A 26,405-nucleotide genomic window follows, 5' to 3' on the forward strand; every position below is an offset into this window, starting at 1 on the left:
CGCAGAAAGTTCTAGTCGAACCTGATTCTCTTCCGGGTTCGCTGCCCGGAGGCCACCTGCCGGTCGGTGCCCGCCTCCAGCCGATCCAGCGCCGCCATGAGCCGATCCTGGCCCCCGGCCAGCCGATCGGCGGCGGCGGCCTGCCGATCCTCGGCGCTGGCCTGCCGATCGGTGGCGGCGCGATCCTGGTTCCCCTCCGAGGCCCGATCGTCGGCCAATCGCTCGTCACGCCTGGCCAGCAGCAGTTCCCGGAGCACGGTTCTGTCCTCCCGGTTCTGGGCGCGTTCGGTCGCCGCCAGCCGCCGCTCGCCTGCCAGCAGTCGCAGCTCGTGGGCGACCTTGCCACCGTGCTCGCTCAGGCGGCTCTGCCGTTCGGCGGCCGCGCGATCACGCTGCTCGGCCGCCCGGTCCCGCAACTCCGCCGCCCACAGCAGGTCGTGCAGGCGCCGGTCGGCCTCGTCCTTCGTGTCTCGCCTGGTCGTGGCGTCATGCCTGCGTTCGTCGGCCGCCTGATCCCGTTCGTGCGCCGCCCGATCCCGTAGCTGCCCGGCCTCGTCACGCCCCGCCGCCGCGCGGTCCCGTTCCCGAGCCTGCCGATCACGGCGCTGCGCGGCCCGGTCGCGCCACTCCGCGCTCTCCGGCCGCTGCTCCTCACCCGCACTCATCAACATCTCCGTCGTCCGCCATCCCGGCTCCATTTTCCAACGAGAGCCGCAACTTTCCAACGAGAGCCGCAACGGCGACAGGCCGCCGGTCAGGGGCGTTCGTTCTCATGTGGTGGGGTACATGATCCACGTCTGGGACCTGCCGCCCAGGCAGCTCCAGGAGACGCGGGTGCCGTCCGGGACCGCCAGGCAGGGCGTGGAACGGTGGTTCCGCAGGTTGGACCCACCCCAGGGCACCCAGATCTGCGCCTCACGGCCGGTGCACGGCACCAAGCTCATCTCGACCACCCCCGCCACCGGCGACCAGGACCACCTGCGCACGGTCATCTGGTCCGACCCCACCATCCCCGACCGCACCGAGGCCCTGCTGGGCAGTGGCCCCGACCCCACGCCCTGGCTGCTCAACGGCGGCCGCGTCCTGCGCGAGGCCGGCGCCACCGTTATCGCCATCCCCTGCAACACCGCCCACGCCTTCGTCCCGCGCATCGCCGGCCACGTCGGCCTGCCCATCGTCCACATGATCGGCGAGGTCGCCGGGCACCTCAGCGCGCTGACCCCGCGCGTCCACACCGCCGGACTGCTCGCCACCACCGGCACCGTCCGCGCCGGCCTGTACCAGGAGTGGCTGGACCGCGCCGGCATCCGCCTCGTCCTGCCTGAGGCCGCCAGCCAGCACGGCGAGGTCATGGCCGCCATCCGAGCCGTGAAAGCCGGTGCCCGCGACGACACGACGACCGACCTCCTGGCCCGCGCGGCCCGGCGCCTGACCGAGCAGGGCGCGCAGACGGTGATCGCCGGCTGCACCGAGATCCCGCTCGGGCTTCCCGCGGACGCCGTGGACGTGCCTCTCGTCGACCCGGCACTCGTCCTGGCCCGGGCGCTGGTCCGCCGGGCCGGCGCCGGATGGGACGGGTACTGTACGCACCATGTCACTTGACCGCCCCATCCCTCGCCCCCTCCTCAGTGACGAGGTGTTCCACCGCCTGCGCGACTCCATCGTGCGCGGCGAACTGGTGGCCGGCGAGAAGGTCAAGGACGGCGAGCTCGCCGTACGCCTCGGGCTCAGCCGCACTCCCGTACGCGAGGCGCTCGTCCGGCTTGCCGAGATCGGCCTGGTCGAGGCCAAGCCCGGCGCCTACACCCGCATCACGACCCTCAACCGCCGCGACGTCGAAAAGACTCTGGCCGTCCTGCGCTCCCTCGACCGGCTCGCCATCGAGACGGCGGTGCCGGTCATGACCGATCAGGACCTGGAGCGCATGCGCGAGGCCAACCGCGACTTCGAACGGGCCGTCGCCGCCGACGACACCACCGCGGCCCTCGCCGCCGACGACCGCTTCCACGCCGTCCCCATCGCCGCCGCGGACAACCCCGTGCTCAGCCGGATCGTCGAGCAGCTCCACCCGCAGATCCACCGCATCCTCTACCGCAAGTTCTCCACCCTGCTCGGCGGCCGCAACACCATCGAACACCACGACCAGCTCATCGACGTCTGCGCCGGCGGCGACGCCCGCGCCGCCGCCGAGCTCTCCGGACGGCACTGGTCCGAACGCGGCGGCCACATCAACGAGCTCTTCGACACCGACCAGTTCACGGAATCCGCGATCGCCTGAACCCGGCACGAAATTCCCGCGAACTCCCTTGGTGGCGGGAGTGATACCTTCCCCGAATGATGTACACCTTGGAGCAACTCCGAGGCTTTGTCGCTGTCGCCGAAGAGCTGCACTTCGGCCGGGCGGCCATGCGGCTTCGCATGACCCAGCCGCCGCTGAGCCGGCAGATTCGCAAACTCGAATCGGCCGTGGGTGTGCAACTGCTCGAACGTGACAACCGGCGCGTGGCGCTCACGCCGGCCGGTGAGGCATTCCTGGGCGAGGCGCGGCGCATTCTGACCATCGCCGAGGCCGCGTCTGATCTGGCGCAGCGCGTCCACCTCGGCACCTGCGGCTTGATTCGGCTCGGCTTCACGGCCACGGCCGCGTTCAGCGTCCTCGGCCACATGCTCAACCGGCTCGAACACGAGCTGCCGGACGTACAGATCGAACTGTTTGAAATGGTGACCCGCGAGCAGGTCGCGGCGCTCGCCGGCGAGGACCTCGACCTCGGGCTGGCACGCCCGCCGTTCGACCCCGAGTTATTCGATTCGCTGCTGCTGTATCGCGAGGCGCTCCTGCTGGCGGTGCCCGCCGGGCACCGGCTGACCCGGCTCGATCGGCCGGCGCACGCCGACGACCTCGCCGCGGAGCCGTTGATCTTCCACGGGCAGCACCGGGCTCGCTACTTCTACGACCTGGTGGTCAGCACCGTGCCGCTGGCCCAGGAACGCGTGGTGCACAGCGTGAGCCAGGTGCTCACCATGCTGTGGCTGGTGTCCGCCGGACGGGGTATCGCCTTCGTTCCCGCCTCCGCCGCCCTGAACAACGTCCCGGGCGTGGCGTACGTACCCCTGGCCGGTCGTCATCCCGAACCCGTCGAACTGCACCTGCTGTGGTCGCGGCACTCGCGCAACCCGGCGCTCGGCCGGGTGCTGCACGTCCTGAAGACCGCTTGCCCCGACGGTCCGCCCAAGCGGTGACCTTGGCGTTCACGGGGGCCGTAGCCACCGGTGATGCCATCGCGGTATCAAACGATACGGAGATGCTCTTAGACACGCATCATCAATGCTCCTAGCGTGATCGCGTAGCGCCGACCCCCCCCAAGAAAGCGATTGCGCATATGGAATCGAGCAACGTGGATCGCCGATCGCTGTTCCGTGCCGGCGCCGTGACGGCTGGTGCCGGTCTCGCGTCGATGGTGGTCTCGCCGAACCCCGCCAACGCCCAGGAACGGGGCCAGGGCAACAACGGCAGGCCCCGCATGGTGCTGGGCACCCAGCGGCGCGCGCCGTCCGAGGCCGCGCTCGTGGAGTTCAAGCGCAACGGCGTCGCCCGCGTGTGCGGCTACCCGGTGGACCCGCCGTACGACCAGAAGACCGGCGATCGCGGCTACTGGCTCGTGTCCGAGGTGGAGCAGGAGAAGGAGCGCATCGAGAGCCAGGGCCTGCGGATGGACATGGTCGCCCTGCCGTTCCTCGAATCGTCCCTGATCGACAACGACTTCCGTCCCGCGATCATGATGGGGAAGAGCCCCGAGCGGGACCGGGACATCGAGGACATCCAGAAGATGATCGAGGCCTGCGGCCGCGCCGGCGTCGGGACGATCAAGTACAACATGAGCATCCTGGGCGTGATGACCACGGGTGAGGTGCCCGGCCGCGGGGGATCGAAGCTGCGCCGGTTTCGTGCGAGCGACCTCGACTACAGCCTGCCGGACACGATCGCGGGCAAGGTCGATCCGGACACGTACTGGGAGCGCATCGACTATTTCCTGGAGCGGGTCGTCCCGGTGGCGGAGCAGTACAAGGTGCGCCTCGCCTGCCACCCCCAGGACCCGGGGACGCCGCCGGGCGGGTACCGCGGCGTGGTGGAGAACGTCCTCAGCGTCCCCGGTGGCAAGGGGCTGTTCACGTTCCTGAACCTGCGCAGCAACCGCTACCACGGCCTCAACCTCTGCTGCGGGACGCTGGCGGAGATGTTGTGGAACCCGACGCGGGAGATCTACCCCATCGTCCAGAGGCTGGCCGCGACCAAGCGGGTGTTCAACATCCACCTGCGCAACATCAAGGGACGGCGCAACGACTTCATCGAGACGTGGGGCGACGAGGGCGACATCGACCACGCGGAGATCATCAACATCCTGGCCGACGCGGGATACGACGGGGCGGTCGACCCCGACCACGTCCCCGGGAGTGACGGCGACCCGTCGAAGTCGCAGGCATACGCGCAGGGCTACGGCTACATCCTCGGCATGATCGCGGCCGCCGAACACCGGGCGGCGCGGCGGTAGCCCCGGTCAGGCAAGGGCGGACATGAACCGGCCGAGCCGCGCGATCCCCTCGCGGAGCTCGTCCGGTGACGCCGCGTACGAGAGCCGGACATGCGTGTCCGCGGTGTGGACGCCGAAGTCCCTGCCCGGGGTGAGGGCGACGTGCGCCTCGCGCAGCGCTCGCTCACAGAACCGCCAGGACGTCAGCCCGGTGCGGCTCACGTCGAAGTACACGTAGAACGCGCCGTCGGGCGGGACGGGGACCGGCAGTCCGATCCGGGACAGGCCGTCCAGGACGAGCGCGCGCCGTTCGGCCAGCTCCGCGCGGCGCGCCTCGCAGACGGCCAGCGACTCAGGGGTGAAGCAGGCGAGCGCGGCGTGCTGGGCGGGCGCGGAGGCGCAGAGGAAGTAGTTCTGGGCCAGGCGTTCCATCGCCGGTACGAGGGCCTCCGGGACGACGCACCAGCCGAGTCGCCAGCCGGTCATGCCGAAGTACTTGGAGAAGCTGTTGATGACGATGGCGCCGGGATCGGTCGACAGCACGCTGCGCGGCGGGCGGCCCTGGTCGTCGTGGTCGCTCAGGTTGAGGTAGATCTCGTCGACCAGGCGCCAGGCGTCCCGTTCGCGGGCGAGGTCGCAGATCGCGGCCAGTTCGCCGGCCGGAACGGAGGTGCCGGTCGGGTTCGACGGGGTGGCGATCATGATCCCGCGGGTGCCGTCCGACCAGCTCGACTTCACCGACGCGGCGTCCAGTTGGAAGCGGGTTTCGGCGGTGGCGGGGACGAGCGTGACGCGGGCGCCGAAGCTTTCGGCGATCTGCCGGTTGCAGGGGTACGACGGGTCCGCGATGAGCACCTCGTCGCCCGGGTCGATGAGTGCCGCGGCGGCCAGCACCAGGGCGGCCGAGGCGCCCGCGGTCACGACGACCCGGGCCGGATCGACGTCGACGCCGTGCTCGTCGCGGTAGAACCGCGCGATCGCCTGCCGCAGCGCGGGCAGCCCGAGTGCCGCCGTGTACGGCATCGGCCGTCCGTCCGTGACCTCGCGCAGCGCGTCCAGCACGGCCGGGGGCGCTCCGAAGTCCGGCTCGCCGATGCTGAGCTTGACGACGTGGTGCCCCTGGGCCTCCAGCGTCGCGGCGTGCTTGCCGAACTCCATCGCGTAGAACGGCGCGACGGCCCGCGCACGTTGCGAGATTCTCACGCCACGACCTCCGGCTCTTTCATGTGATGGCGACAGTCACGAAAGGGAAGCTTAGGCGCACTTTGCGGGGAAGTGTTCCTGGCATCCCCCTTTGTCCGTCCGGCGGGCCCTGATACTGCTCCGTGCCGCCCTGTTCCTCAACGGAGGCTGGGCGGGATAACGGCTCAGGCCGGTGGCGGTTCCAGCATGGGTACGAGGAACCGCCGGGCCACCGCGGCCAGTTGCTCGTCGTCATCCAGGTCGATGACGGCACTGGGGACTGTCAGGAAAGAGGTGGAGATCCGCACCATCATCTCGGCCACGAGGTCGACGTCAAGGCGGCTCGACACGTTGCCCGCGCGCTGCTCGCTGCGGAGCTGGCCGGCGACGAAGTGCCGTACGGTGGCGAGGGTCTGCCCACCATCGGCCGTCATGGAGGGGACCAGCAGGTCGGGTTCCGTGGCGATGAGCCCGCCGATCAGCGGGTTGCCGCGAATGGCCCGCAATGAGCTGACGAAGCCCAGCACCACCCTGTCAGCAGCGGTGCCGGCCTGCTCTATGTCGATGAGGAACCGGTCGAAATAGCGGCGGAACTCCCGGCGTACCACGTGTTCGATCAGCGTGTCCTTGGTGTCGAACCGCCGGTAGACCGTGATCCGCGACACCTTCGCCCGCCGGGCGACGTCCTCGATGGTGGAGCGCCTGATGCCCATCCGGCAGAACTGCTCGTACGCCGCGTCAAGGATGCGCGTCCGCAGCTCGTCGCTGTCGCCGACGCGCTCGACGGCATCGCAATAGGCGCGCTCCAGCAGCGAATCCGAGTCCGACAGCGCCATGAACCCGGACAGTACAGACTCCACGATGCCTCCTGTAAGGATTCTGCCTCAAACGCGGTCTTGTGATGCCCGTCACATTGTGCTCTGATGATGATACACAGATTCATGATTTGTTTCTCAGTATCATCCCTTTCTCGCATGCCCGGAGCGGACCCCCCACCTCGAAGGAGTGCTGAGCATGGCAGAGTTGAGCAGGCGCGACGTACTGATCTCGGGCACCGCCATGGGAGCGCTCGGCGCGTTAGGGATGATCTCCCCGGCCCAGGCGGATTCTCTGGCCGGCGACTGGACCTGGCCGGCCAGTGGTTCGATCGCGGGCTCCGGCAGCGGCGCCGACCCCCGATGGGTGTGGGACGAAGTGGCCGACCCGCTCCTCGCCTCACTGTTCGACCGCGGTCTCATACCCGAGGTCAACCGGCTGCTGTACGACTGGAACCGCAACGACCAGCCCCTGCCCGCCGGCCTGCCGGAGGATCTCCGGGCCTTCATCGAGCAGGCGCGGCAGCTACCGTCATGGGCCGACCCCGCCAAGCTGGACGCCGCGGCGCGGTTCCACGCGCTCAAGGGCAACTACATCGTCGTCCTCACCATCGTCGGCGCCGGAATGCTGGCCACCGCCATCCCCAAAGAGGCCCGCGCCGTCTATTACTCCGCGGGCGGCGCGAACCTGAAAGACCGGATCGCCAAGACGAACATCCTGGCGTACGCGGTCAGACCCCAGAACGCCTGGGGCGCCGGCGGCACGGCCGTGGTCGAGGCCGTGAAGACCCGGCTGGTGCACGCGGCGGTGCGGCACCTGCTCAAGTCGTCCCCTCACTGGTCCGGCCCCATCCCGATCAGCCAGGAGGACATGCTCGTCACGTGGCACACCCTGGCGACCTACTCCATGCGCGGAATGCGGGACTGGAAGGTCCGCATCTCCTCCGCCGAGTCCGCGGCGTACCTGCACTCGGTGCAGATGCTGGGCCACATGCTCGGCATCAGGGACGAGTTCCTCCCCGCCACCTGGGACACCTCCTACACCCAGTCGGACCTGGTCCTGCCCAGGAACATGGGCCCGACCCCGGAAGGGGTGGAACTCAACGCCATCCTGCGGGACATGCTCGCGGAGCTGACCAGCCCCGGCGGCGTCGACAAGCCTCTCGTCAACGCGTTCGCCAGATACCTCACCGGCGACCAGGTGGCCGGCTGGAACGGCATCCGGCGCGAGCCGCTGTGGGACCCGGTGATCAAGACCGCCTGGCCGCTCCTGGTGCAGTTCCGGGAGGGCGTGATCGGGCTGCCGCTGGTGCCCGCCGCCGCCTGGCTCCTCGACGAGATGGTCAAGAAGTGGACCACGTACTACCTCACCAAGGGCGCGCAAACCAAGATCGTGATCCCGACGGGCAACCGGCCCAGCTGATCACGCCGCTCGCGTTGACAGGCAGGCGACCTCGAAGCCCTCTCAGGTCCGGACGATCACTGCGAAGGTTCGCCTACATGGTCTTGCCCTCTGCGCCGCTTCGGGCGTGGCGGGCAAGTCCGTACCAAGTCGCAAACGCGGACTTCGCCATCCTTCGCGGGGCGCTGGGCCGGCCACGCGACGTCGTCGATCGCGAGCCACGGCGCGACGGCCAGGGCGGTGGGCGTGAGGCCGGCGAACGCCGTGACCTCGCGGTTGAGGTGGGACTGGTCGACGTAGCCGCTCTCGGTGGCGACACCGGCGGCGGCGTGACCCGCCGCGAGAAGGTGGGCGGCGTGGTCGAAGCGCACCAGCCGGGCGGCGCGTTTGGGGGTGATGCCGAGCTGGGACCGGAAGCGGGACCACAGGCGCTGGCGGCTCCAGCCGACCTCGTCCGCCAGGCCGTCGACCCGTACCCGCCCCCGGCTGGTGAGCGTCCGCCGCCAGGCGTAGGCGACCTGCGGATCGACCGGTGCGTGGGCGCCCAGCCGCCGGCCGAGGATGTCCGCCGCGATCGTGAACCGTTCGTCCCACGACGCGGCGGCGCGCAGCCTGTCCTCGGCTCGCCCGGCGTCGCGGCCCCAGACATCCGCGAGGGCTACCACCGTCCCGCTGAGCTCGTTCGACGCGCCGAACAGCGCGGCCGCCGCGACCGGCTCCAGCCGGATCTGGAGGCACTCGCCGGCTCCCCGGCCGGCTGCCCGGAGATCGCCGGGGAGGAGCCCGACGACGACACTGCCGCGCTCGCGCCGGCCACGGGTTTCGTAGACGACGCCTTCTCCCTCGCTCAGATCGACGAGCAGGGTGACGGACGGGTACGCGACCATGGCGATGTCAGTGAAGGCCGGGGCACGATGGCGGAACCCGGCCATGCTGACCCCCGGCAGCCGAACCGGCGGGCGTGGGACCGCGACGTCCACCCACGTCCGGTCAGGTGGCGTCCCGGTCGGCACGTGATCAGTCTAGGTCTCAGGGACCATGTCAGCGCCCCGTTGCCGTGAAGGCCAGCAGCAGTTTGGCGGTCGTCTCGGGCGCTTCCAGCATGGGCAGGTGCCCGACGCCGGGCAGCAGCTCGACCCGCGTGTTCGGCACCGCGTCGTACTGGTGCGCCGACGACGGCTCCCAGCGGGGATCGGCGGCGCCGAAGATCACCAGCACGGGGACCCCGAGGGCGGCGAGACGCTCGGGCATGCTCCGTTCGGCGATGTACGCGGTGTTCCGGCGCAGCACCGTCCTCATCACGCGGTAGGTGATGCCCCGTACGCCGGCGACCACGTCGCCCGGGATGTCCACGGGGCGAGCGGCCGTCGAGCTGATCCCCTTGCGAATCATGGCATCCGAACGCCTCGACCACAGGAGCGGGCCCAACGGCGGGGCCAGCAGGACCCGGAGGATGAACGGCTGCCGGAGGAGCGCGCCCGGACGTGGGCCGCTGCTGATCAGTGCGAGCGAACCCACGAGGTCGGGACGTTGTTCGGCGAGCGCGGTGGCGACGTAGCCGCCGCTGGAGTGCCCGGCCGCGGCGAGGCGCCGGAGGCCGAGGTCGTCCAGCAGCGCCGCCACCCGGTCCGCCTGCGCGGGCACGTCGTACGACGGCGCGGGCGGGGACTGACCGCAGCCCGGGAGGTCGACCCGGATGACGTGATGGTGGCCGGCCAGTGCCGGGACCACCGGGCTCCAGAAGCCGCCCGAGGCCCCCGATCCGTGGATGAGCAACAACGGCGGCGCCTGCCGCGGACCGTCATGGACCACGTGCAGCCCATGCGGGTGCTCAATGTCGAACTCACTCATGCGGGCAGTGTGCACGGGCGGTCGGCCATCGGTCTTGGACAAATGTTCCACCTGTGGAGCGGCTGCGGCACGGCCGCGACCGGCTGTGGAACCGGATGTCACGCCTGAGGGTCAGGCGCCGTCCCGGAGGAATCGGCCGGCGAAGGTCAATCCCACACCCACACGGGGGTTCACATGCAACGCATCAGCAGGAGAATGGCGGCGAGTGCCGCGGCGCTCGGCGCCGCGGCGATGGTCGCGGCGACGATCGCGTCCGTCCAGCCGGCCGCCGCCGTGCCCGCGGCCCAGGCGGGCTGCCAGATCGGATCGTTCGCACTCACGCCGGCGCTCGGCTGGCTGGCGCTGACGGCACCGCGTACGGTCACGGTCTCCAGCGCGCAGTTCATCAAGGCCGAGGTCACCGCGGACGCCGGGGTCGACGCGGCGGCCGAGATCCGGCTCGGCTGGTCGGTCAACGGGTCGGCGCCGGCCGAGGGCGTGTTCGGGCCGGCCAACTTCGCCGACCACCAGGAGTTCTTCGAGACCCGCTCGACGTTCGCGCTGGTCAGCGTGGGCGCGGGCACGACCACCATCCAGCCCTTCGTCCGGCTGAGCGGGGCCGCGAACAAGCGGGCCACCGTGCTGCGCCGCTGCTCCTCCGCGGAGGGTTCGACGAGCTGACGGGCGAGACACGCTGAGGATCGAGGCGGCGCCGGGCCGCCTCGATCCGGTACGTGACGAGCGCACCTCGCGGGGGCGTGCGTTCGATCACAGAAGTCAGTAGCGGCTGAAGGGGCCCCACTCCTTGACGGCGTATGCCTGGGCACGCCGTTCGATCTCCAAAGCCGATCGGCCGCTGAAGTGGGCGGGCAGGACCAAGGCGGTGGTATCGGCCGCCCAGTCGAGCAGGCGGCGCCGGGTGGCGCGAGCCTGGGCCGGGTCCTCGCAGAAGCAGCTGTCGTGACCGTGGTGGTGCAACTGCAACGGGGTGTGGACGATGTCGCCCGCGAACAGGGCCCGGTCGCCGCCGGACTCCAGCTTGATCACGGCATGCCCGGGTGTGTGCCCGGGCGCGGCTTCCAGGCGCAGGTTTCCGTCGATGGCGTAGGTGTCCTCCCACAGGATCACCTGTCCGGCGGCGTGCACCGGAGCGACGCTGTCCTCGAAGGCGTACTCGTTGACGCTCCCAGGGATGCCGGGATTGTTCGCCGGGTTCCAGTGGTGGAAGTCGACGGCCGGCATCAGGTAGGTGGCGTTCGGGAAGGCCGGCACCCACTCGCCGCCGATCAGGCGGGTGTTCCAGCCGATGTGGTCGAGGTGCAGGTGGGTGTTGACGACCAGGTCGACGTCCTCGGGCCGGACTCCGGCCGCGGCGAGCCGGCCGAGGTAGTCCAGGTGCTGCCGGTGCCAGGCTTCGACGGCGGGACGGTTCTTGTCGTTGCCGATGCCGGTGTCGATCAGGATGGTACGCCCCTCGCTGCGCAGCAGCCAGGTCTGCATGGCGGCGTGCACCATGCCGTCGGCGTCCAGGTGGTCGGGAATGAGCAGGTCGTGATGCTCCTGCCAGGCTTCGTCCGGCATGGTGGGGAAGAACGCCCGGGTGGGCATGATCGGGCCGTGTGTCTCCTCGACGCGGGTGACGGTGACGTCGCCGAGCTTGATCTCGTCCATGATGTGCACTCCAGAAGGGGTCAGCGGCCCGGCAGGGCGGCGATCGTGAGGGTGAGCATTTTGTGGTCTTTCTCGAAGGGGCGTGCGGCATCGGACGCTCGGTTCGGAGCGCCTGGGAAAGCCTGGGGAAGGCGTCAGCCGATCATGTCCGCGCGTCCTGCGCGATGGAGGTACGCGCGGTGAGCGCGCTGTGGACGAGCAGCGTCATCGCGGAGTGGGAGGGCGACCCGGGTTCGGTGGTGGCGATCACCAAGGCCTGGTCGTCGGCGGTCCGCAGCGTTTGCTGGGTCACCCGCATGGTGCCCACCAGCGGATGCCGCATCTCGTAGACCGCGTCGCCGCCGGCCTTGACCGGGTGGCCGGCCCACAGCGTGGCGAACTCCGGGCTCTTGACCGTCAGTTCCCCGATCAGCGCGGCCAGCAGCGGATCGTCCGGGTGGCGGCCGGAGGCCATCCGCAGGGTCGCCACCGCGGCACGTGCCTTGGCGGCCCAGTCGGCGTACAGGTCACGGGTGTGTACGTCCAGGAATAGCAGGTGTGCCATGTTGGGCCGCCGCCGCGGTGCGTCCGGAGCGTCGGGGGCCAGATGGCCGGCGTACAGGGCGTGTCCCGGCGCGTTCCACGCCAGCACGTCGCTGCGCCGGCCGAGCAGGATCACGGGCACGTCGCCCAGCGTCGCGATCAGCTGACGTGTCGCGGGGCCGACCCGTTCGGGCGCGGGCCGGCGCCGGGGTCCCCGGCCGCCGGTGGCCAGTTCGTGCAGGTGCCGGCGTTCCGCGTCGTTCAGGTGCAGCGCCCTGGCCAGCGCGTCGAGCACTTCGGGCGAGGCGTTGGGCGCCTGGCCCTGCTCCAGCCGCGAGTAGTACGACGTGCTCACCCCGGCCAGCAGGGCCAGCTCCTCCCGGCGCAGCCCGGGGACCCGGCGCCGGCCACCGTACGTGGTGACCCCCACGTCCTCAGGCCGGAGCCGGGAACGCCTCGTCTGGAGGAACTCCCCGAGCTGCCGTCTCGTGTTCATGGCTCACAGTATTCGCGGCCGGTTCACGACTCAGCCACACCCTGCCGGAGATAGGCACGGCAGAACGTCAGAGCCAATACCAGGTGATGGCGGCCTTGGCGCGTCGCTCGGCCATGAAGGCGGCGAAGCCGGCCCGGCCCGCGGCCGCGAGCGTGTCCGGGTCCGTGGGGTCGGCGGGGCGGCGTTCGCGTACGACGCCGAACAGGTGGTCCCGGCCGTGCGCGACCGGACCCACGACGCCGCCCTCGGCGGTGTCGCGGAGCGGTACGGGCAGTTCGCGCGCGACCCGCTCGGCCACGGTGACGGCCAGCTCGCCACCCTGCGCAGGGGTCAGCAGTGCCCGGGCCAGAGCCGCCAGAGGGTCGTCGCAGGAGGCCAGAGCGGCCAGGCGGTCCTCGGGACCCGTCACCCACACGGCGCTCACCCGGTCGAAATCGGCCCGGTGGCGCCGCACATGGTCTTCCGCCGTCTCCCGTTCCACCCGCGAGCGCAGGCGGCGCCTGAGAGCCAGGCCGTAGACGTGGTTGTCATACGCCGCCCGCGTCAGCCCGACCTCCTCCAGCCACCGCAGCATCTCGGCCCGGCTGAGCAGCCCGCGCCGAAGCCGGTAGGCGTCGGAGGCCTCCTGCAGCTCGGCCGGCGTCGGGTCGGGCTCCCGCTCGACCAGCCCGTCCAGGATGCAGTAGTCGATGAGCTCCTGCTGGATGGCGGGTTCGCGGGCGGCGCGGGCCCGGAGGGTCAGCAGCGCGTTCTGGATCAGGAGTTCCTGATCGTCGACCATGAGCACCACGCCCGAGGCCCAATGCGTGGAATGGTCGACCGTCCAGGGAACGCCGTCGTCGGCCGGGGCGGTCAGCGCCACGCTCCCGCCGCCGGGGTGGCTGAGGACCAGGTCGTGGTCGACGATGGGGCTGCCGGGCCGGACGTCCGTCACGAGCTGCGCGTGGGTGCCGGGATGGGCGGCGCGCCAGCGTTCGACGGCCTGCCGGGCGGCCGGCACGCCGGGCCGCCGGCGGGGGAGCGACCGCAGCAGGTCAACGGCCTCGGCCAGGACGTCGCCGAAGACGGGCAGGGGCGATGGGGCCGGGGGAGGTGCGGTGGTCATGCGGCGCTTCCTGGGTAGAGGTCGGGTTCGGCGGCGGCGAGCCAGTCGGCGATGGCCGCGGAAATGGGCAGACCGGTCGCCGCTTCGATCCAGCCCCACTGGCCGGTGGGGTTGATCTCCAGGTACACGTAGCGGCCGTCGGGGGTGAGGATCATGTCGATGCAGCCGTAGGGGAGCCCCAGCGAGGCGGTCAGCGCCAGGCAGCGGCGTTCGACGTCCTCCGGAAGGCGGTGCACGCCGTATGTGGAGAAGCTGCGTTCGTAGTGGCGGTAGTCGTAGCGGGTCGCGCGTGACCCCTGGGAATGGATCTCGGCGGCGAACACCCGCTCGCCCACGACGGTGATGCGCAGCTCAATGGATTTCGCCACGTACGGCTGCAGAATGGCCGGCGATATGCTCAGCCGATGCCGGTCGGTGAGATGGCGGCGGGTGACCGGAGTGGTGTAGAACGTGTGCCCTTCCCCGCCGACCTCGAACTCGACGAACTCCACTTCCTTGGCGATCAGTTCGCCGCCCGCCTCCTCCCAGAACGGAATGAGTTTCTCGAAGTCATTGGTGATGAGGGTGTCGGGCGTGGTGAAACCCAGTCTTGCCGCCGCGGCGAGGTTGAGCAGTTTGTTCTGCAGCCGGATGACGTCCATGGTTCTTCCGGGGAACCAGCGGCTGTCGAACGTGTCCTCCCAGCCGTTCAACAGGATCCTCGATATCTTCTCGACATACGCGCGGTGGTTGCCGTCGGTGACGGAGTCCGGGGCGCGCGGTGGGGAGGGGCGGCGGTTCCACACGGCGCTGAACAGGGAGGTTTCGTAGTCCCGGCCGCTCGTACGCAGGGTGTGGCGCCACGAGTCACCGGTCAGCCGTGAGGTGATCCGGCTTTCCGCCGGATATTCACCCGGGTCCCACCACAGGAACTCCGCGCCTCGTTCGCGGAGCTTCGGGACGACCATCTCCACCGCCGCGTCGTCTCTTTCGCTGAGTATCAGAATCAACGCATCTCCCCACGCGCCGGGGACGGCGTGCCCGTCGCGGACACGCCGTCCCCTCTGTTCCGGACCGGTTACGTACCGGAGGTACGGATATCGATCGGGTCGGACTTTCCGCCACCGAGAGAGGATGCGACCCACATGCAATCGGGGCCCTGCATCTTGGGCTTACCGCCGACGACATCCTCCAGGGAGTCCTCGGGGAGCTCCGCGATGCCGTTCAGATCGTCGATGCGAACAGACATTCTTTGTCGATCTCCTTTCGTTGTGAAGACGAACGAGATCTTGTCGGCGGCTTCTTGGAAGTCGGTTGGAAGCCGGTTGGACCCGGGTCGGGCGGGTGTGGCGATTTCCCGTTGGATTTTGTCGATCGTGCCGCTGGGAGCGCCCGGCGGCGCTCCCGTACGTTGGGGGCCGGCCGGAGTCGATAACCGGTCATTCGCCTAGATAATTGGATATTTCATGCATGCCCAGATCGTCCTCTTCGATGGCTTCGACCCCCTCGACGTCATCGCCCCGTACGAAGTGCTCCATGCCGGAGCCGTCGCCTCCGGCGGGGCGCTGACGGTGGAACTGGCGACCGCCGAGGGACCGCGCGAGGTGGTGAGCGGGACCGGCGGCCTGCCCCTGCGCGCCACGGCCGCGCTCGACCCGGCGAAGGCGGACCTGATCGTGGTGCCCGGCGCCTCGGGCCGGATCGGCGAACCCGCCGAGGCGTCCGGCACGGAGCAGGACGAGTCCATCCCCGTGCTGCTCGCACGCACCCTGGACACCGAGCTGCCCGCCCTGCTCAAGGCGGCGATGGACCGCCCCGAGACGACCGTCGCCACGGTGTGCGGCGGCTCGCTCGTCCTGGCCATGGCGGGGCTGCTGGAAGGCCGGCACGCCACCACCCACCACCTGGGCACCGACCTGCTCGACGCCACCGGGGCCCACGCGGTCCGCGCCCGCGTCGTGGACGACGGCGACCTCGTCTCGGGCGGCGCCGTCACCTCAGGGCTCGACGTGGCCCTCCACCTGCTGGAACGGGAGCTCGGCCCGCGGATCGCGCACGCCGTCGAGGATCTGTTCGCCTACGAACGCCGCGGCATCGTCTGGCGCAACACCGGCCCCGCCCCGCTGGAGTTCTGACCCCTATGAATCCCGCGGGCACCTGGGACCTTTCCCTGTCCACCCCGATCGGCGAGCTCTCCGCGGTCGTCGAGCTGCGTGAGAACGGCGGCGCCTGGCAGGGCACCGCTTCCGGCGGCGGCGAAGAGATCGAACTCCGCGACATCACCGTGCACGGCAACCGGATCGTCTGGACCCAGCCCATCACCAAGCCGATGCGCCTGAACCTCTCCTCGGGATGAGAAGATCACCTGCCGGTCCCGTCACGGGGAGAGGCGGTGGAGCGCCGGACGACCAGGCTCGGAATGACCGAGAAGTGCACCGCCGACGTGCGGCCTTCGATGCGTTCGAGCAGCAGCCGCCCGGCCATCCGGCCCATGACGACTCCGTCCTGGTCGACGGTGGTCAGCGCGATGTGGGGATGGGCGGCCAGCCTGGTGTTGTCGTAGCCGGCCACGGAGACGTCGTCAGGGACGGACAGTCCGGCTTCGTGCAGCGCGGCCAGCACCCCGAGAGCCGCCTCGTCGGAACCGGCGAAGATCGCGGTGGGGCGCGGGGAGCGGCTCAGCAGCTCGCGGGCGCCGTCGTAGCCGCCCTCCTCCGAGTATGAGGTCGCGACGACGGCGATCTCGTCGGTGAACCCGTGGTCCCGCATCACCCGCTCATAGGTCTCGGCCCTGATGCGCGGCATCTGGTCGGCCGCCCGTCCCTGCTCCTGCTGGAAGGTGATGTGCCCGATGCGACGGTGGCCGAGCGCGATCAGGTGGTCCATGACGAGCTCGGAGCCGACCCTGTCGTCGTCGACGATCAGGTCGTACGCCGGCGACCTGTCGTGCCGGCCCAGCACCACGGTCGGAATCTCGCGCGCCACCTGTTCGAGCTGGGATCGGGCGACCAGGGGAGCGATCATGAGGATGCCGTCGACTTGCCGGTCTATCAGAGCGTCCAGGGCCCGTTTCTCGGTCTTGTCGTGGGTGCCGCCCTGGATCATGATCGCCTGATAGTCGGACTCGGCGAGCTGATCCACCAGGCCGGTCATGATCTCGGCGTAGAACGGGATCCCGATGTGCCGCATGAGCACGCCGATGGTGAACGCCCGCCCGCGCAGCGCCCGCGCGGCGGCCTGGGGGCGATAGCCGAGCTCGTCGATGGCCCGCCTGACGCGGTCGCGCATGGCGTCGCTGACCCCGTAGTCGTTCCGGATGACCTTGGAGACCGCCGCCTTGGAGACCCCGGCGTGTTTCGCCACGTCGGAAATGGTCACTCTTCGTCGTCGCTCTGGCGCGACCATGGGCATCCCCTTCTCCAGCCAAGTCCTGCCGATCCTACGCCGACGAGATCATCGCATGTGTAGACCGGTTTATGAAGCCTAGCGAACAATGCGAAACACGCCCACATGGGCTAGCGGTGACGTCGTAGACCGGTACACATTTTTTCTTGACCTCCTCAGGACGCAACGGCTACGTTGACTCGCATTCGGAGCCCGCTACGGCTTCCGCCGACGATCGGAGAAAGGCGAGGATGTCCGAAGCAATCGACCGGCGCCGGCTCGTACGACGGCACAACCCCGTGTTGATGTCCGCGCACCCCGCCGGCGTCCTCACGGTCGGCAACGGTGACATCGCGCTCACGGCCGACATTTCCGGCCTGCAGACGTTCCCGTCCTTCCACGAGCTGGTCCCCGACCCGCACCGCGTCGCTCACGACGGGCTGTCCGGCCTGCCCGAGCAGCGCCCGCGCGCCTTCGACGCCGGCGACTTCCAGATCCCGCTGCGCACGCAGTCGACCTGGGGCTGGTACGAGACGCGCGCCGACCGGAAGCTCCGGATCGAGGACGCGGCCACCCTGTACGAGACCTCCCGCGGCCCGGTGCCCTACCTCGACCGCATGGGCCTGCAACGCCCCGCCGACCCGATCGCCGGCGAGTTCGTCACGGGCGCGTGGCACCACTTCAACCCCCGCCGCGCCCACCTCGGCCGCCTCGCCCTGGTCCGCCCCGACGGGACGGGGCTCGACGACCCGGCCGCCCTGTCCGGTGTCCACACCGAGCTCGACCTGTGGACGGGAACGATCCACGCCGCGTACGTCCTCGACGGCGAGCCCGTCCGCGTCACCACCGTCGCCGACCCGCGGGAACACCGCTTCGCCGTGCGGGTCGAGTCCGGCCTGCTGCCGCGCGGATGGGGCGTCGCCTGGGTGTTCGACGAACAGCCGGACGACCTGGCCGCCTTCGAACTCCCGCTCGCGCAGGAGACGGCCTGGGACCGGCGGACGGAGCGCCACTGGCAGGCACGGCGCACGGTGGAGGCACTGACCTACGGCGTGGACGTCCGCACCACCGGCGGCCTGCGTGAGGAAGCCGGCTCGGCCGTCGCCCACACGGACGCCACCGTTCTGGAAGTCGTCGTGACGCTGACGCCTGATCAGGGCCGGCGGCCCGACCAGGCCGGCTTCTCCACCGTCAGCGCGTCCGCGCGGACCTGGTGGGCGGAACACTGGAGCACCGGTGCCGCGGTCAGCCTCGCCGGCAGCACGGACCCGCGCGCCGCGGAGCTGGAACGCCGCGTCGTTCTCTCGCAGTACCTCATGGCCGTCAACAGCGCCGGTGGCACGCCTCCCGCGGAGTCCGGCCTGACGTACAACACCTGGTCGGGCAAGTTCCACCTGGAGATGCACTGGTGGCATGCGGCGCATTTCCCGATGTGGGGGAGAGGGCACCTGCTCGAACGCAGCCTGCGGTGGTACCACCAAGCCCTGGAGGCGGCGCGGGCGACCGCCCGCCGGCAGGGATATCGCGGAGCGCGCTGGCCGAAGCAGACCGATCCGTCCGCGCGCGAGTCGCCGAGCAACATCGGCGTCTTCCTCCTCTGGCAGCAGCCGCACGTGATCCACCTGCTGGAGCTGCTGCGCGGCGAGGGGCGCGAGGAGTCGTTCCTGCGCGAGCACTACCCGCTCGTCGAGGCGACCGCCGACTTCATGGCCGACTTCGCGCAGGAACGCGACGGGTCCTTCGGGCTGCCGCCGCCGCTCATCCCCGCGCAGGAGAGCTACCTCGCCGACCGGGCGACGAACACCGATCCGACCTTCGAGCTGGCGTACTGGTCGTGGGCGCTCGGCGTGGCGAACGAGTGGCGGACCCGGCTCGGCCTCGAACCGGACGAGGAGTGGGACCGGGTGGCGCGGAACATGAGCCGGCCCGCCCTGCTCCCCGACGGCACGTACGCCGCCATCGCGACGTCCCCGTGGCTCATCCGGAAGGACCACCCGTCCATGCTCATGGCGCTGGGGTGGCTGCCGGATACCGGCCTCGTCGACCCGGCCACGATGTCCGCGACGCTCGACGCCGTATGGGAGCACTGGGATCTGCAGTCCGGCTGGGGCTGGGACTACCCCGTCATGGCGATGACCGCGGCCCGGCTCGGCGATGCCGGCCGTGCGATCGAGGCTCTCCTGCTTCCCTCGCCCAAGAACGTGTTCCTCCCCAACGGACACAATCCGCAAATGCCGGGGTTTCTCACGATTTATCTCCCGGCGAACGGAGGGCTGCTGGCCGCGATGGCCCACCTCGCCACAGCGGTGAACCGGGGAGCGGAGCTTCCCGACGGCTGGATTCTCACGTCAGAAGGCCTCCGGCACCCACCCGAATGACTTGTACGCACCCGGAAGGAGAACCATGGGTACACCTCTTTCAGCAGGTCGCCGCTCCACCATCGTGGCAGCCGCATTGGCGCTCGCCCTGGCAGGCTGTTCGTCATCCGGCGACACCGGCGACACCGGGGACACCGGACTGACCTTCATGAACCAGTCGCGTGGGCAAGAGGCCGCGCTCACCCGGCTCGCGCAGCAGTACACCAAGAAGACCGGCGTCAAAATCACCATCGACACGCCCGGCCCGGCCGACTACCTGCCCAAGCTGCAGGCGAAGGCGCAGTCCAGATCCATGCCCGACATCTATTCGTCGTTCGACGCCTCCCAGATGGCGCCGTTCTACAAGGCCGGCTGGGCGATGGACCTTTCCGCCCAGTTGAACGCCGGTTGGAGCAAGAACTTCAGCCCCGCTGTGCTCAAGATGTCGACGTTCCAGGAAGGCAACAACCTCGGCGTCAAGCCCGGCGTCTATTCGGTGCACTGGGAGACGCAGACGTACGGCTTTCTCATCAACCCGGCGCTGACCGGAATCGAAAAGCCACCCGCGACGACGACCGAATTCATCGACGCGCTCGCCGCGAAGAAGGCGAAATTCGCCATCGCGGCCTCGCAGACGCCGAACATCGTCCAGGCCCTCGCCTCGAACTGGCTGACGGACGCCGAGATCGAAGCGACCCTCAACGGAAAGGCGAGCTGGAAACAGGACGGCTGGGGCAACGCCTTCCAGTTCCTGGCCGATGTGAAGAAGGCCGGCGTCCTCGCCGACGACTCCATCCCCGGCGGCCAGGACGACCACCCGAACGTGGAGTCGTCCTTCTTCACCAAGTCGATGGGCGCCATCTTCGACGCCGCCCCCGGCATCGCCGTCGGCCTCAGAACCAACCCGGAATTCGAGGACTACTTCTCCACCGGGGTTCCCAAGGCTCCCGGAAGCGTCCACGACCCACGCTCGCCGGGTGTCCCCGGGAAGGGCGCGGTGATCAACCCGAGGAGCGAGCAGTCCGGCAAGGCGCTCGCGTTCGTGAAGTGGCTGACCGAGCCCGAGCAGCAGGCGGTGTTCGCCAAGACCGCCCGCATCCTGCCCAGCAACCCCGAGCTCCTCGCCGGCGCGGACATCCCCGGCCAGCTCGCGGGCTTCGCCGCCGGTGTGAAGGGCATGCAGGTCATGTCGACGACCTTCACGCCTGACGTGATCACCGCGATCAGAGCGGAGTCCCAGCGCCTGGTGCTGGGCGAGGCGACGGTGGACGAGGTGCTCACCAACGTCCAGGCGGCGCAGGACCGTACGTCATGACGGCGATTCCCGTGCGGCGTCCACCGCGGCTGCCACGCACGCTGATCGGCTGGTTGTTCCTGGCGCCGGCCATCGCGCTCATCGGGGTCTTCACGATCACGCCGTTCGCGCAGGCGATCCTGCTGAGCTTCCAGTCCTGGGACGGCGTCAGCCCCGACACCCCCTGGGTGGGGCTGGCCAACTACGACTTCGTCGCCTCCGACCCGATCTTCTGGGCGTCCATGCGCAATGTCCTGTTCTTCGGCGTCGTCGGGTTCGTCGCCGGCAACGGGGCCGCCCTGGGCATGGCGCTGGCCGTCAACAGCGTCACGCGCGGCAGGACGTTCTTCCGCACCGTCTTCTACCTGCCGGGCGTGTTGTCGGTGGTCGTCGTCGGCCTGCTGTTCTCGTTCATCCTGGCCCCCGGATCCGGCGTGCTCAACCGCCTGCTCGGCCTCGTGGGACTGGGCACGCTCCAGCAGAACTGGCTCGGCGAGCCGGCCGTCGCGCTGCCCGTCGTGGCGGCGGTGTTCGTCTGGTTCCACTGGGGGTTCGGCTTCCTGCTCTTCCTCGCGGGGCTGCAGGACGTGCCGCAGGAGCTGTACGAGGCCGCCGAACTCGACGGCGCGACCCGCTGGTCGAAGTTCCGGTACGTCACCTGGCCGCAACTGGCTCCGGTCACGTCGATCGTGAGCCTGCTCACGCTGCTCGCCGCGCTCCAGATCTTCGGGACCGTGCAGGTGCTGACCAACGGCGGGCCGGGCCACCACACGATGGTGCCGACCCTCGCGATCTACAACGAGGCGTTCGTCAACTGGCGGTACGGCAGCGCCGCGGCCATGTCGGTCATCTTCGGCGGCGCCCTCGTGCTGCTGTCCGTACTCCAGCTCGCGATCACCAGGCGGAGGTCCCGCGTATGAGCGGGACCCGACGCGGGGTGCGCCCCGACAAGATCGGCCTGTACGGACTCCTGGGCGTCGCCGCGCTGATCGCGCTCTTCCCCCTGCTGTGGATGCTGTCCGGATCCCTGCAGAGCCTCACGGAACTGCTCTCGAACGACGGCTTCCTGCCCGCCGACCCGCAGTGGCACAACTACGTGACCGCGTGGGTCCAGGGAGACCTCGGCGTCTACCTGCGTAACAGCGTGCTCTACACCGGATCCGCCGTCGCGGGCATCCTGCTGGTGTCCAGCCTCGCCGGGTACGCGCTCGCGCGGCTCGACTTCGCCGGCAAGAGCGTGTTCACGTTCGTCATCCTCGCCGTGATGATCATCCCCGCGCCCGCCATGTTCCTCGCGCAGTACAAGCTGCTCATCTCACTCGACCTGACGAACAATCCCGTCGGCTACGTACTGATCCTGATCACCTCGGGCATCCCGATGTCGACACTCATCATGCGTAGTTTCTTCGTCAGCCAGCCCCGCGCCGTGGAGGAGGCGGCCGCCCTGGACGGCGCCGGCCCGCTGCGTATCTTCTGGAACGTGATCCTCCCGCTGGCCCGGCCCGGCCTCGCCGCCGTGGCGGTCATCCAGGGGCTGGGGGCGTGGAACGAGTACCTCATGGCGCTCGTCCTGTTCGACGACAACTCCCTCATGCCCGTCCAGCGCGGCCTGACCGCCTTCACCTCCGCCGACACGCCACAGCAGCAGATCCTCCTGGCCGCCACCACCATCTCGATCGTGCCGGTCGTGATCTTCTACCTGATGGCGCAACGTCACATCGTGAAGGGCATCGGCGCGGGCGCGATCAAATAGGAGGCTGTTTCGATGTTTTCACAGCCGTGACCTGGTGCACTGGGAGCAACTCGGCGCGCTGCCCACGCTCCGCCGCCCGCTGGTCGCCGCGGCCTGGGCGGGCGCCGGGCGCCTGGGGATCTAGCGGGTGACCGCCCTTTCGGATCGCGCGCGGGTCAGCACGTCGTGGATGAGGGCGACCACCTCGCCGGGGGCGAACTCCATGGCGTTCTCTCCGACGCTGACCTCGAAGGCGCATCGGCCGGGCTCGGACGCCGAACGTACCCGGCCCCAGAGCTGGATGCCGTGCTCGGCGAGGATCTCCTGACCTGCCCGTTCGACGGCGCGGCGGCCGGCGGGCAGGTGGATGTGGAACAGCGGGGTCTGTGGCGGGTCGGGGCAGGCGCGGGCGGTGCCGTCCGCGTTGATCGCGGCCGCGATGGCGATGGCGTGCTCGCGGTAGGCGGGCATCCGATCGGCCAGGGTGTCGAGGTGGACCAGCGCGGCCAGGGCGAGCGGCCAGGCGTCGCGGATGCCGCCGCCGAGGCGTTGCCGCCACACCCGTGCCACCTCCACGGTGGCCGCGTCGGAGGCGAGCACCGCGCCGCGTACACCCTGCAGGCTCTTGTAGAGGGAGACGTACACGGTGTCGAACAGGGCGGCGATCTCGTCGAACGGCCGCCGGTAGTAGGTCTGGGCCTCCCACAGCCGGGCGCCGTCCAGGTGCGCGGCGGCGCCGGTGGCGCGCACGAGCGCGACCTGCTCGCACAGCTCGTCCCAGGTGGGCAGCAGGCCGCCGAGGTCGCGCTGCGGCAGTTCCCAGACGGCCGCCGCCAGTGGCTCGCCGATCGCCGCCAGGTCCGCGGCCGTCATCAGTTCGTGCAGGTCACCGGTACGACGCAGCCGCAGGCCGTGGACGGCGTTGTAGCCCTGCTCCTCCCACACGTCCAGATGTGATTGCGGGTGGGCGGCGAACGTGCGGCGGCCGAGCCGGTCGGCGTGCACCCGCAACGCGGTCTGCTGGGCCATCGTGCCGCTGGGGAAGAACAGCGCGCTTTCCTTGCCGAGCAATTCGGCCATCCGCCGCTCCAGCACCGCGACGGGGCCTTCTGGGCCGTCGGCCGGGGTGTCGTCATCGACCAGGGCCAGCATCTGCTCCAGCATCAGGCGCGGCCCGCGCCGGATGGGCGCGTGCAGGAACAGCGACCGCCGCACCTGCGGGCTGGTGTCGGGCATGAATGTCTCCTTCGTTGTCGCGGTCGTCGGGAAAGGCGTTTACCTGGTGCGCTCCCAGGTGAGCAGCGTGAAGGGGCCTTCCTTCCGCTGCCGGATGACCGGGGCGTCGTCCGTCAGGTGGAATCCCGCGGCGGCGGCGACCGCCTGGCTGCCTTCGTTCGCGGGGTCGATGCGGAGAAGGACGCGGGTCATGCCCCAGTCCTGGAGGGCATGACGAGTCATCAGCTCGACAGCCCGCTTGGCCAGGCCCTGCCGCCTGTACTGGCGGCCGATCCCGTACGCGATCTCGCCTTCACCCGGGTTTCCCGTGCGGTGGAGAAGGACCTCTCCTCGTGGCCGATCGTCCTCGACGGTGATGGCCAGCTGGATGCCGCGGTCGTCCGCCCTGCTCTGGCGGGCTTTGGCCAGGTACGCCGTGGCGGCGGCCACGTCGAAGGGGGAGCGGAGCGGGGTCCAGCGGTCCATCTCCGGATCGTCGAAGAGCTCCACCATGACCGGTAGGTCCTCGTCCGTCCACTCACGTAGCCGGAGGCCGAGCCCTCGCACGTCAAGTGGCCGTAGGATCGGTGGATTGGTCTCGGGCACGCATGTCTCCTGTCGTTGTCACTGCAAACTGTACCGGGGTTGGGTATCTCGGGGGTCGGCTGGTCCGCGGATCTGGTGACCGGTCATCCGTGTTCGGCGTGCTGCCCGTGGTCGGTGACCTGGGCGTCGAACCAGGCGTGCAGCGCCTTGAGGAGGGCCGGGTCGGAGGTGCTGTAGGCGATCTGGGCCCCGGCGGGCGCCTGTGCGTAGCGGATCTCGATCCGGGTGTGGCCCGCTTCGAGCTCGCGCAGGCCGGGCATCTCGCCGCCGTGGATGGACGCGGGGTCGCCGTAGTCGCCCTTGCCGAACCCCGCGGCCTCCTCGGTCAGGTGCTCGCGGATGAGCCTGACCTGCTCGGCGTCGGAGGGGTCGTCGGAGGTGACGGTCTGCAGGCCGCCGGTGGCGGACTTGGTGAAGCGGTGCGTGGTGCGCTCCAGGTCGAACGGCATCACCTGCCGGCTCCTGGCCGCGATGTCGGCCTGCCGGGCGGCCAGCGCCTGCTGCTCGCCGCGCCCGATGAGCACGTACGCGGTCGCGGCGACGACGACGAGCGTCAGCGCCGCGACCAGCGCCTGAACGCGCCGATCCTTAAGAATCATCCATGGCCTCCGTGAGAGTGGTCAGGGCGCGCAGCACGTCGGCACGCTCGCCCTCGGGAACACGATCCAAGACGGCGGAGAACCGCTCGGCTCTGGCCTCGGCCAGCCGGGCTGCGGCCTTCACCCCGGGCGGGGTGAGCCGGACCAGCACGCCGCGCCCGTCGTCGGGCGCCGGGGTGCGCTCGGCCCAGCCGCGGTTGATGAGCTGGGTCACCAGCCGGCTGGTGGTGCTCTTCTCCAGCCGGAGCCGTTGCGCCAGGTCGCTCTGCCGCAACGCGCCGTCCCTGGCCAGCTCGCCCAGCGCGTGAGCCTCTGACACCGGGATGGGCTGCCCGCAGGGGGTCTGGTCCGGCTGGTGCAGGCCGAAGGCCCGCACGAACCGCGCCACGGCCTCCTGGAGTTCGCGATCATCCGCCATGGTTCGACCGTACAACTAGATGGTTGTCCTGTGCAACCAGATCGGCCGGCTGTGGCTTCTGGGGCTGTGCCGGAGTGGCCGGCAGAGTAGGTTCTCGCCTGTGAGTGATATTCGACTTCTCGGTCCCGAGGAACTGCCCCTGTGCCAGCGGCTCGAAAGCGATCGCGAGTGGGCCACCGACGAGGCCAAATGGCGGCTGATGTTCGAGACGGGCGAGGTCTACGCCGTCGACGCGGCCGATGGCGACGGCCTGGCCGGGTGTGTCGTGGTGACTCGCTACGGCGACTCGCTGGCCGACGTCGGCATGATGCTGGTCGCCAGTAGGTACGGCAGGCAGGGGCTCGGCACGCGGCTGATGGAGCACGCTCTGGAGGCGGCCGGGGACCGCGTCGTGGAGCTGACCGCGACCCGGTTCGGGCGGCCCGTCTACGAGCGGCTGGGCTTCCGGCCCACGGGCAGTCTGACGATCACCATGGGCCCGCTGGCGGGGGCGGCGGGGTCGTCCGCGGTCCGTGTGGCGACGCCGGACGACCACGCCGCGCTCCTCGACCTGGACGCCGAGGTCACCGGGGCCGACCGGGGCAAGGCGCTGACCGCCCTGCTGGCCAGGGCCGAGCGCACGGTCGTCACCGACGGCGGCTTCGCCTTGGCCTGGAACGCCGGCCCGCACCGTGTCATCGGCCCCGTCGTCGCGTCCTCGGAGGAGGCCGCCCGCGAGCTCATCCTGGCCGCCGCCCACGGCGCCGACCGCGACGTGCGGATCGACCTGCTGGACGCCTACCCGGGCCTGCGCCCGTGGCTCGCCAGGCTGGGACCCACCGAGGGACCCGCGGCCCTGCCGACGATGGTCTACGGCGCCGACCGGCACCCGGGCGACCGCGGGCGATACGTCGCCCCGATCCTCATCTCTATGGGCTGACCGGCCAGCCGGTCGGCCGAGGGCTGGGCGGCGTACATGCGGCTCGCCGAACTGGAGACGGCTGGACCGGCCTTTGGGCTGCGGCCGCTGCGCCGAGGACGCCTGGCTTACGGATCTTGTGTGGCATGTCGATCTCCAGGATGTTGGTTGTCGGAAATACCATAGGGGGGTATGGTGTTGGCACGGGCAGCGACCTGAGGAGGGGTGGGCATGGCCGGATACAGCGGCACCAAGCAGGACCACGCGCTGCGGTTGCGGCGGGTGGAGGGGCAGATCCGGGGTCTGCAGCGGATGGTCGAGGACGACAAGTACTGCATCGACATCCTGACCCAGGTGTCGGCGGCGACCAG

29 protein-coding genes are annotated in these 26,405 nt (G+C 70.1%); 14 read left to right on the plus strand and 15 right to left on the minus strand.

Features of this window, described 5'->3' with window-relative positions:
- Positions 1 to 11: 11 nt before the first annotated feature.
- Positions 12 to 665 (minus strand): hypothetical protein, encoded by a 654-nt coding sequence (locus C4V41_RS58060; RefSeq protein WP_103964611.1) that lies wholly within the window; start codon positions 663 to 665, stop codon positions 12 to 14.
- Between the two features lie 121 nt (positions 666 to 786).
- Between C4V41_RS58060 and cuyB the strand changes: the two genes are divergently transcribed.
- The 4 genes from cuyB (at position 787) to C4V41_RS58080 (ending at position 4,550) form a co-directional block, all read left to right on the plus strand.
- Positions 787 to 1,602 carry a cysteate racemase gene (gene cuyB / locus C4V41_RS58065; RefSeq protein ID WP_103964612.1) on the plus strand — a complete coding sequence of 272 codons (816 nt, stop codon included), beginning with the start codon at positions 787 to 789 and terminating at the stop codon, positions 1,600 to 1,602.
- Positions 1,592 to 2,278 (plus strand): GntR family transcriptional regulator, encoded by a 687-nt coding sequence (locus C4V41_RS58070; RefSeq protein ID WP_103964613.1) that lies wholly within the window; start codon positions 1,592 to 1,594, stop codon positions 2,276 to 2,278. The genes cuyB and C4V41_RS58070 overlap by 11 nt, the downstream gene beginning before the upstream one ends.
- A gap of 56 nt (positions 2,279 to 2,334) precedes the next feature.
- Positions 2,335 to 3,240, plus strand: a complete 906-nt coding sequence (locus C4V41_RS58075; RefSeq protein ID WP_235031060.1) for a LysR family transcriptional regulator — start codon at positions 2,335 to 2,337, stop codon at positions 3,238 to 3,240.
- Between the two features lie 155 nt (positions 3,241 to 3,395).
- Positions 3,396 to 4,550 (plus strand): mannonate dehydratase, encoded by a 1,155-nt coding sequence (locus C4V41_RS58080; protein WP_160150772.1) that lies wholly within the window; start codon positions 3,396 to 3,398, stop codon positions 4,548 to 4,550.
- Positions 4,551 to 4,556: 6 nt separating this feature from the next.
- On the opposite strand, the gene C4V41_RS58085 is transcribed toward C4V41_RS58080, so the two are convergent.
- Positions 4,557 to 5,732 (minus strand): pyridoxal phosphate-dependent aminotransferase, encoded by a 1,176-nt coding sequence (locus tag C4V41_RS58085; protein ID WP_103964615.1) that lies wholly within the window; start codon positions 5,730 to 5,732, stop codon positions 4,557 to 4,559.
- Between the two features lie 164 nt (positions 5,733 to 5,896).
- Entirely contained in the window at positions 5,897 to 6,571 is a 675-nt protein-coding gene (locus C4V41_RS58090) for a TetR/AcrR family transcriptional regulator (protein WP_407670177.1), read from the minus strand.
- Positions 6,572 to 6,725: 154 nt separating this feature from the next.
- Between C4V41_RS58090 and C4V41_RS58095 the strand changes: the two genes are divergently transcribed.
- Positions 6,726 to 7,949, plus strand: a complete 1,224-nt coding sequence (locus C4V41_RS58095) for an oxygenase MpaB family protein (protein WP_103964616.1) — start codon at positions 6,726 to 6,728, stop codon at positions 7,947 to 7,949.
- A 56-nt stretch (positions 7,950 to 8,005) separates the two neighbouring features.
- On the opposite strand, the gene C4V41_RS58100 is transcribed toward C4V41_RS58095, so the two are convergent.
- Both C4V41_RS58100 and C4V41_RS58105 read right to left on the minus strand, forming a co-directional pair.
- Positions 8,006 to 8,941: a helix-turn-helix domain-containing protein gene (locus C4V41_RS58100; protein WP_235031061.1), complete on the minus strand. Its 936-nt coding sequence runs from the start codon at positions 8,939 to 8,941 to the stop codon at positions 8,006 to 8,008.
- 28 nt (positions 8,942 to 8,969) lie between these two features.
- On the minus strand, positions 8,970 to 9,779 hold the full coding sequence (locus tag C4V41_RS58105) for an alpha/beta fold hydrolase (RefSeq protein WP_103964617.1): 810 nt from the start codon (positions 9,777 to 9,779) through the stop codon (positions 8,970 to 8,972).
- A 174-nt stretch (positions 9,780 to 9,953) separates the two neighbouring features.
- On the opposite strand from C4V41_RS58105, the gene C4V41_RS58110 reads away from it, so the two are divergent.
- Positions 9,954 to 10,439, plus strand: a complete 486-nt coding sequence (locus C4V41_RS58110) for a hypothetical protein (protein WP_103964618.1) — start codon at positions 9,954 to 9,956, stop codon at positions 10,437 to 10,439.
- Positions 10,440 to 10,535: 96 nt separating this feature from the next.
- Here the strand turns inward: C4V41_RS58110 and C4V41_RS58115 are convergent, their stop codons facing one another.
- The 5 genes from C4V41_RS58115 to C4V41_RS62590 all read right to left on the minus strand — a co-directional run bounded on the left by C4V41_RS58115 (position 10,536) and on the right by C4V41_RS62590 (position 14,780).
- On the minus strand, positions 10,536 to 11,429 hold the full coding sequence (locus C4V41_RS58115; RefSeq protein WP_103964619.1) for an MBL fold metallo-hydrolase: 894 nt from the start codon (positions 11,427 to 11,429) through the stop codon (positions 10,536 to 10,538).
- 142 nt (positions 11,430 to 11,571) lie between these two features.
- On the minus strand, positions 11,572 to 12,447 hold the full coding sequence (locus tag C4V41_RS58120) for a helix-turn-helix domain-containing protein (RefSeq protein WP_103964620.1): 876 nt from the start codon (positions 12,445 to 12,447) through the stop codon (positions 11,572 to 11,574).
- A gap of 67 nt (positions 12,448 to 12,514) precedes the next feature.
- A complete protein-coding gene (locus C4V41_RS58125) occupies positions 12,515 to 13,552 on the minus strand; it encodes a TIGR04500 family putative peptide maturation system protein (protein WP_103964621.1) in 1,038 nt (345 codons plus the stop codon).
- On the minus strand, positions 13,549 to 14,541 hold the full coding sequence (locus C4V41_RS58130) for an MvdC/MvdD family ATP grasp protein (RefSeq protein WP_103964622.1): 993 nt from the start codon (positions 14,539 to 14,541) through the stop codon (positions 13,549 to 13,551). The genes C4V41_RS58125 and C4V41_RS58130 overlap by 4 nt, the downstream gene beginning before the upstream one ends.
- 68 nt (positions 14,542 to 14,609) lie before the next feature.
- Positions 14,610 to 14,780 carry a hypothetical protein gene (locus tag C4V41_RS62590; RefSeq protein WP_160150773.1) on the minus strand — a complete coding sequence of 57 codons (171 nt, stop codon included), beginning with the start codon at positions 14,778 to 14,780 and terminating at the stop codon, positions 14,610 to 14,612.
- 217 nt (positions 14,781 to 14,997) lie between these two features.
- On the opposite strand from C4V41_RS62590, the gene C4V41_RS58135 reads away from it, so the two are divergent.
- Entirely contained in the window at positions 14,998 to 15,666 is a 669-nt protein-coding gene (locus tag C4V41_RS58135; protein ID WP_103964623.1) for a DJ-1/PfpI family protein, read from the plus strand.
- 5 nt (positions 15,667 to 15,671) lie between these two features.
- Complete coding sequence (locus C4V41_RS58140) at positions 15,672 to 15,887, plus strand: hypothetical protein (protein ID WP_103964624.1); 216 nt, start codon at positions 15,672 to 15,674, stop codon at positions 15,885 to 15,887.
- A 5-nt stretch (positions 15,888 to 15,892) separates the two neighbouring features.
- Here the strand turns inward: C4V41_RS58140 and C4V41_RS58145 are convergent, their stop codons facing one another.
- Positions 15,893 to 16,894, minus strand: a complete 1,002-nt coding sequence (locus C4V41_RS58145; protein ID WP_235031062.1) for a LacI family DNA-binding transcriptional regulator — start codon at positions 16,892 to 16,894, stop codon at positions 15,893 to 15,895.
- 272 nt (positions 16,895 to 17,166) lie between these two features.
- On the opposite strand from C4V41_RS58145, the gene C4V41_RS58150 reads away from it, so the two are divergent.
- Genes C4V41_RS58150 through C4V41_RS58165 form a run of 4 tightly spaced genes read left to right on the plus strand, consistent with a single transcriptional unit; the run spans position 17,167 to position 22,319 of the window.
- Positions 17,167 to 19,293: a hypothetical protein gene (locus tag C4V41_RS58150; protein WP_103964625.1), complete on the plus strand. Its 2,127-nt coding sequence runs from the start codon at positions 17,167 to 17,169 to the stop codon at positions 19,291 to 19,293.
- 25 nt (positions 19,294 to 19,318) lie between these two features.
- On the plus strand, positions 19,319 to 20,587 hold the full coding sequence (locus tag C4V41_RS58155; RefSeq protein ID WP_103964626.1) for an ABC transporter substrate-binding protein: 1,269 nt from the start codon (positions 19,319 to 19,321) through the stop codon (positions 20,585 to 20,587).
- Positions 20,584 to 21,486, plus strand: a complete 903-nt coding sequence (locus tag C4V41_RS58160; RefSeq protein WP_103964627.1) for a carbohydrate ABC transporter permease — start codon at positions 20,584 to 20,586, stop codon at positions 21,484 to 21,486. Before C4V41_RS58155 ends, C4V41_RS58160 begins: the two co-directional genes overlap by 4 nt.
- Complete coding sequence (locus C4V41_RS58165; protein ID WP_103964628.1) at positions 21,483 to 22,319, plus strand: carbohydrate ABC transporter permease; 837 nt, start codon at positions 21,483 to 21,485, stop codon at positions 22,317 to 22,319. The genes C4V41_RS58160 and C4V41_RS58165 overlap by 4 nt, the downstream gene beginning before the upstream one ends.
- Positions 22,320 to 22,439: 120 nt before the next feature.
- Here the strand turns inward: C4V41_RS58165 and C4V41_RS58170 are convergent, their stop codons facing one another.
- From C4V41_RS58170 to C4V41_RS58185, 4 genes are all read right to left on the minus strand, one after another.
- The gene (locus tag C4V41_RS58170; RefSeq protein WP_103964629.1) at positions 22,440 to 23,534 is read right to left on the minus strand and encodes a threonine aldolase family protein; all 1,095 of its coding nucleotides are present in this window, start codon (positions 23,532 to 23,534) and stop codon (positions 22,440 to 22,442) included.
- Positions 23,535 to 23,573: 39 nt separating this feature from the next.
- The gene (locus C4V41_RS58175) at positions 23,574 to 24,119 is read right to left on the minus strand and encodes a GNAT family N-acetyltransferase (RefSeq protein ID WP_268808949.1); all 546 of its coding nucleotides are present in this window, start codon (positions 24,117 to 24,119) and stop codon (positions 23,574 to 23,576) included.
- Positions 24,120 to 24,202: 83 nt separating this feature from the next.
- The gene (locus C4V41_RS58180; RefSeq protein WP_200824996.1) at positions 24,203 to 24,718 is read right to left on the minus strand and encodes a hypothetical protein; all 516 of its coding nucleotides are present in this window, start codon (positions 24,716 to 24,718) and stop codon (positions 24,203 to 24,205) included.
- The gene (locus tag C4V41_RS58185) at positions 24,708 to 25,136 is read right to left on the minus strand and encodes a MarR family winged helix-turn-helix transcriptional regulator (RefSeq protein ID WP_103964630.1); all 429 of its coding nucleotides are present in this window, start codon (positions 25,134 to 25,136) and stop codon (positions 24,708 to 24,710) included. Before C4V41_RS58185 ends, C4V41_RS58180 begins: the two co-directional genes overlap by 11 nt.
- A 100-nt stretch (positions 25,137 to 25,236) precedes the next feature.
- On the opposite strand from C4V41_RS58185, the gene C4V41_RS58190 reads away from it, so the two are divergent.
- Together C4V41_RS58190 and C4V41_RS58195 are read left to right on the plus strand one after the other, a co-directional pair.
- A complete protein-coding gene (locus tag C4V41_RS58190) occupies positions 25,237 to 26,055 on the plus strand; it encodes a GNAT family N-acetyltransferase (protein ID WP_160150774.1) in 819 nt (272 codons plus the stop codon).
- 210 nt (positions 26,056 to 26,265) lie between these two features.
- On the plus strand, positions 26,266 to 26,405 hold a 140-nt coding region (locus tag C4V41_RS58195), incomplete at its 3' end, for a metal-sensitive transcriptional regulator (RefSeq protein WP_146104236.1).

This window comes from Nonomuraea solani (assembly GCF_900108335.1).
GTDB lineage: Bacteria > Actinomycetota > Actinomycetes > Streptosporangiales > Streptosporangiaceae > Nonomuraea > Nonomuraea solani.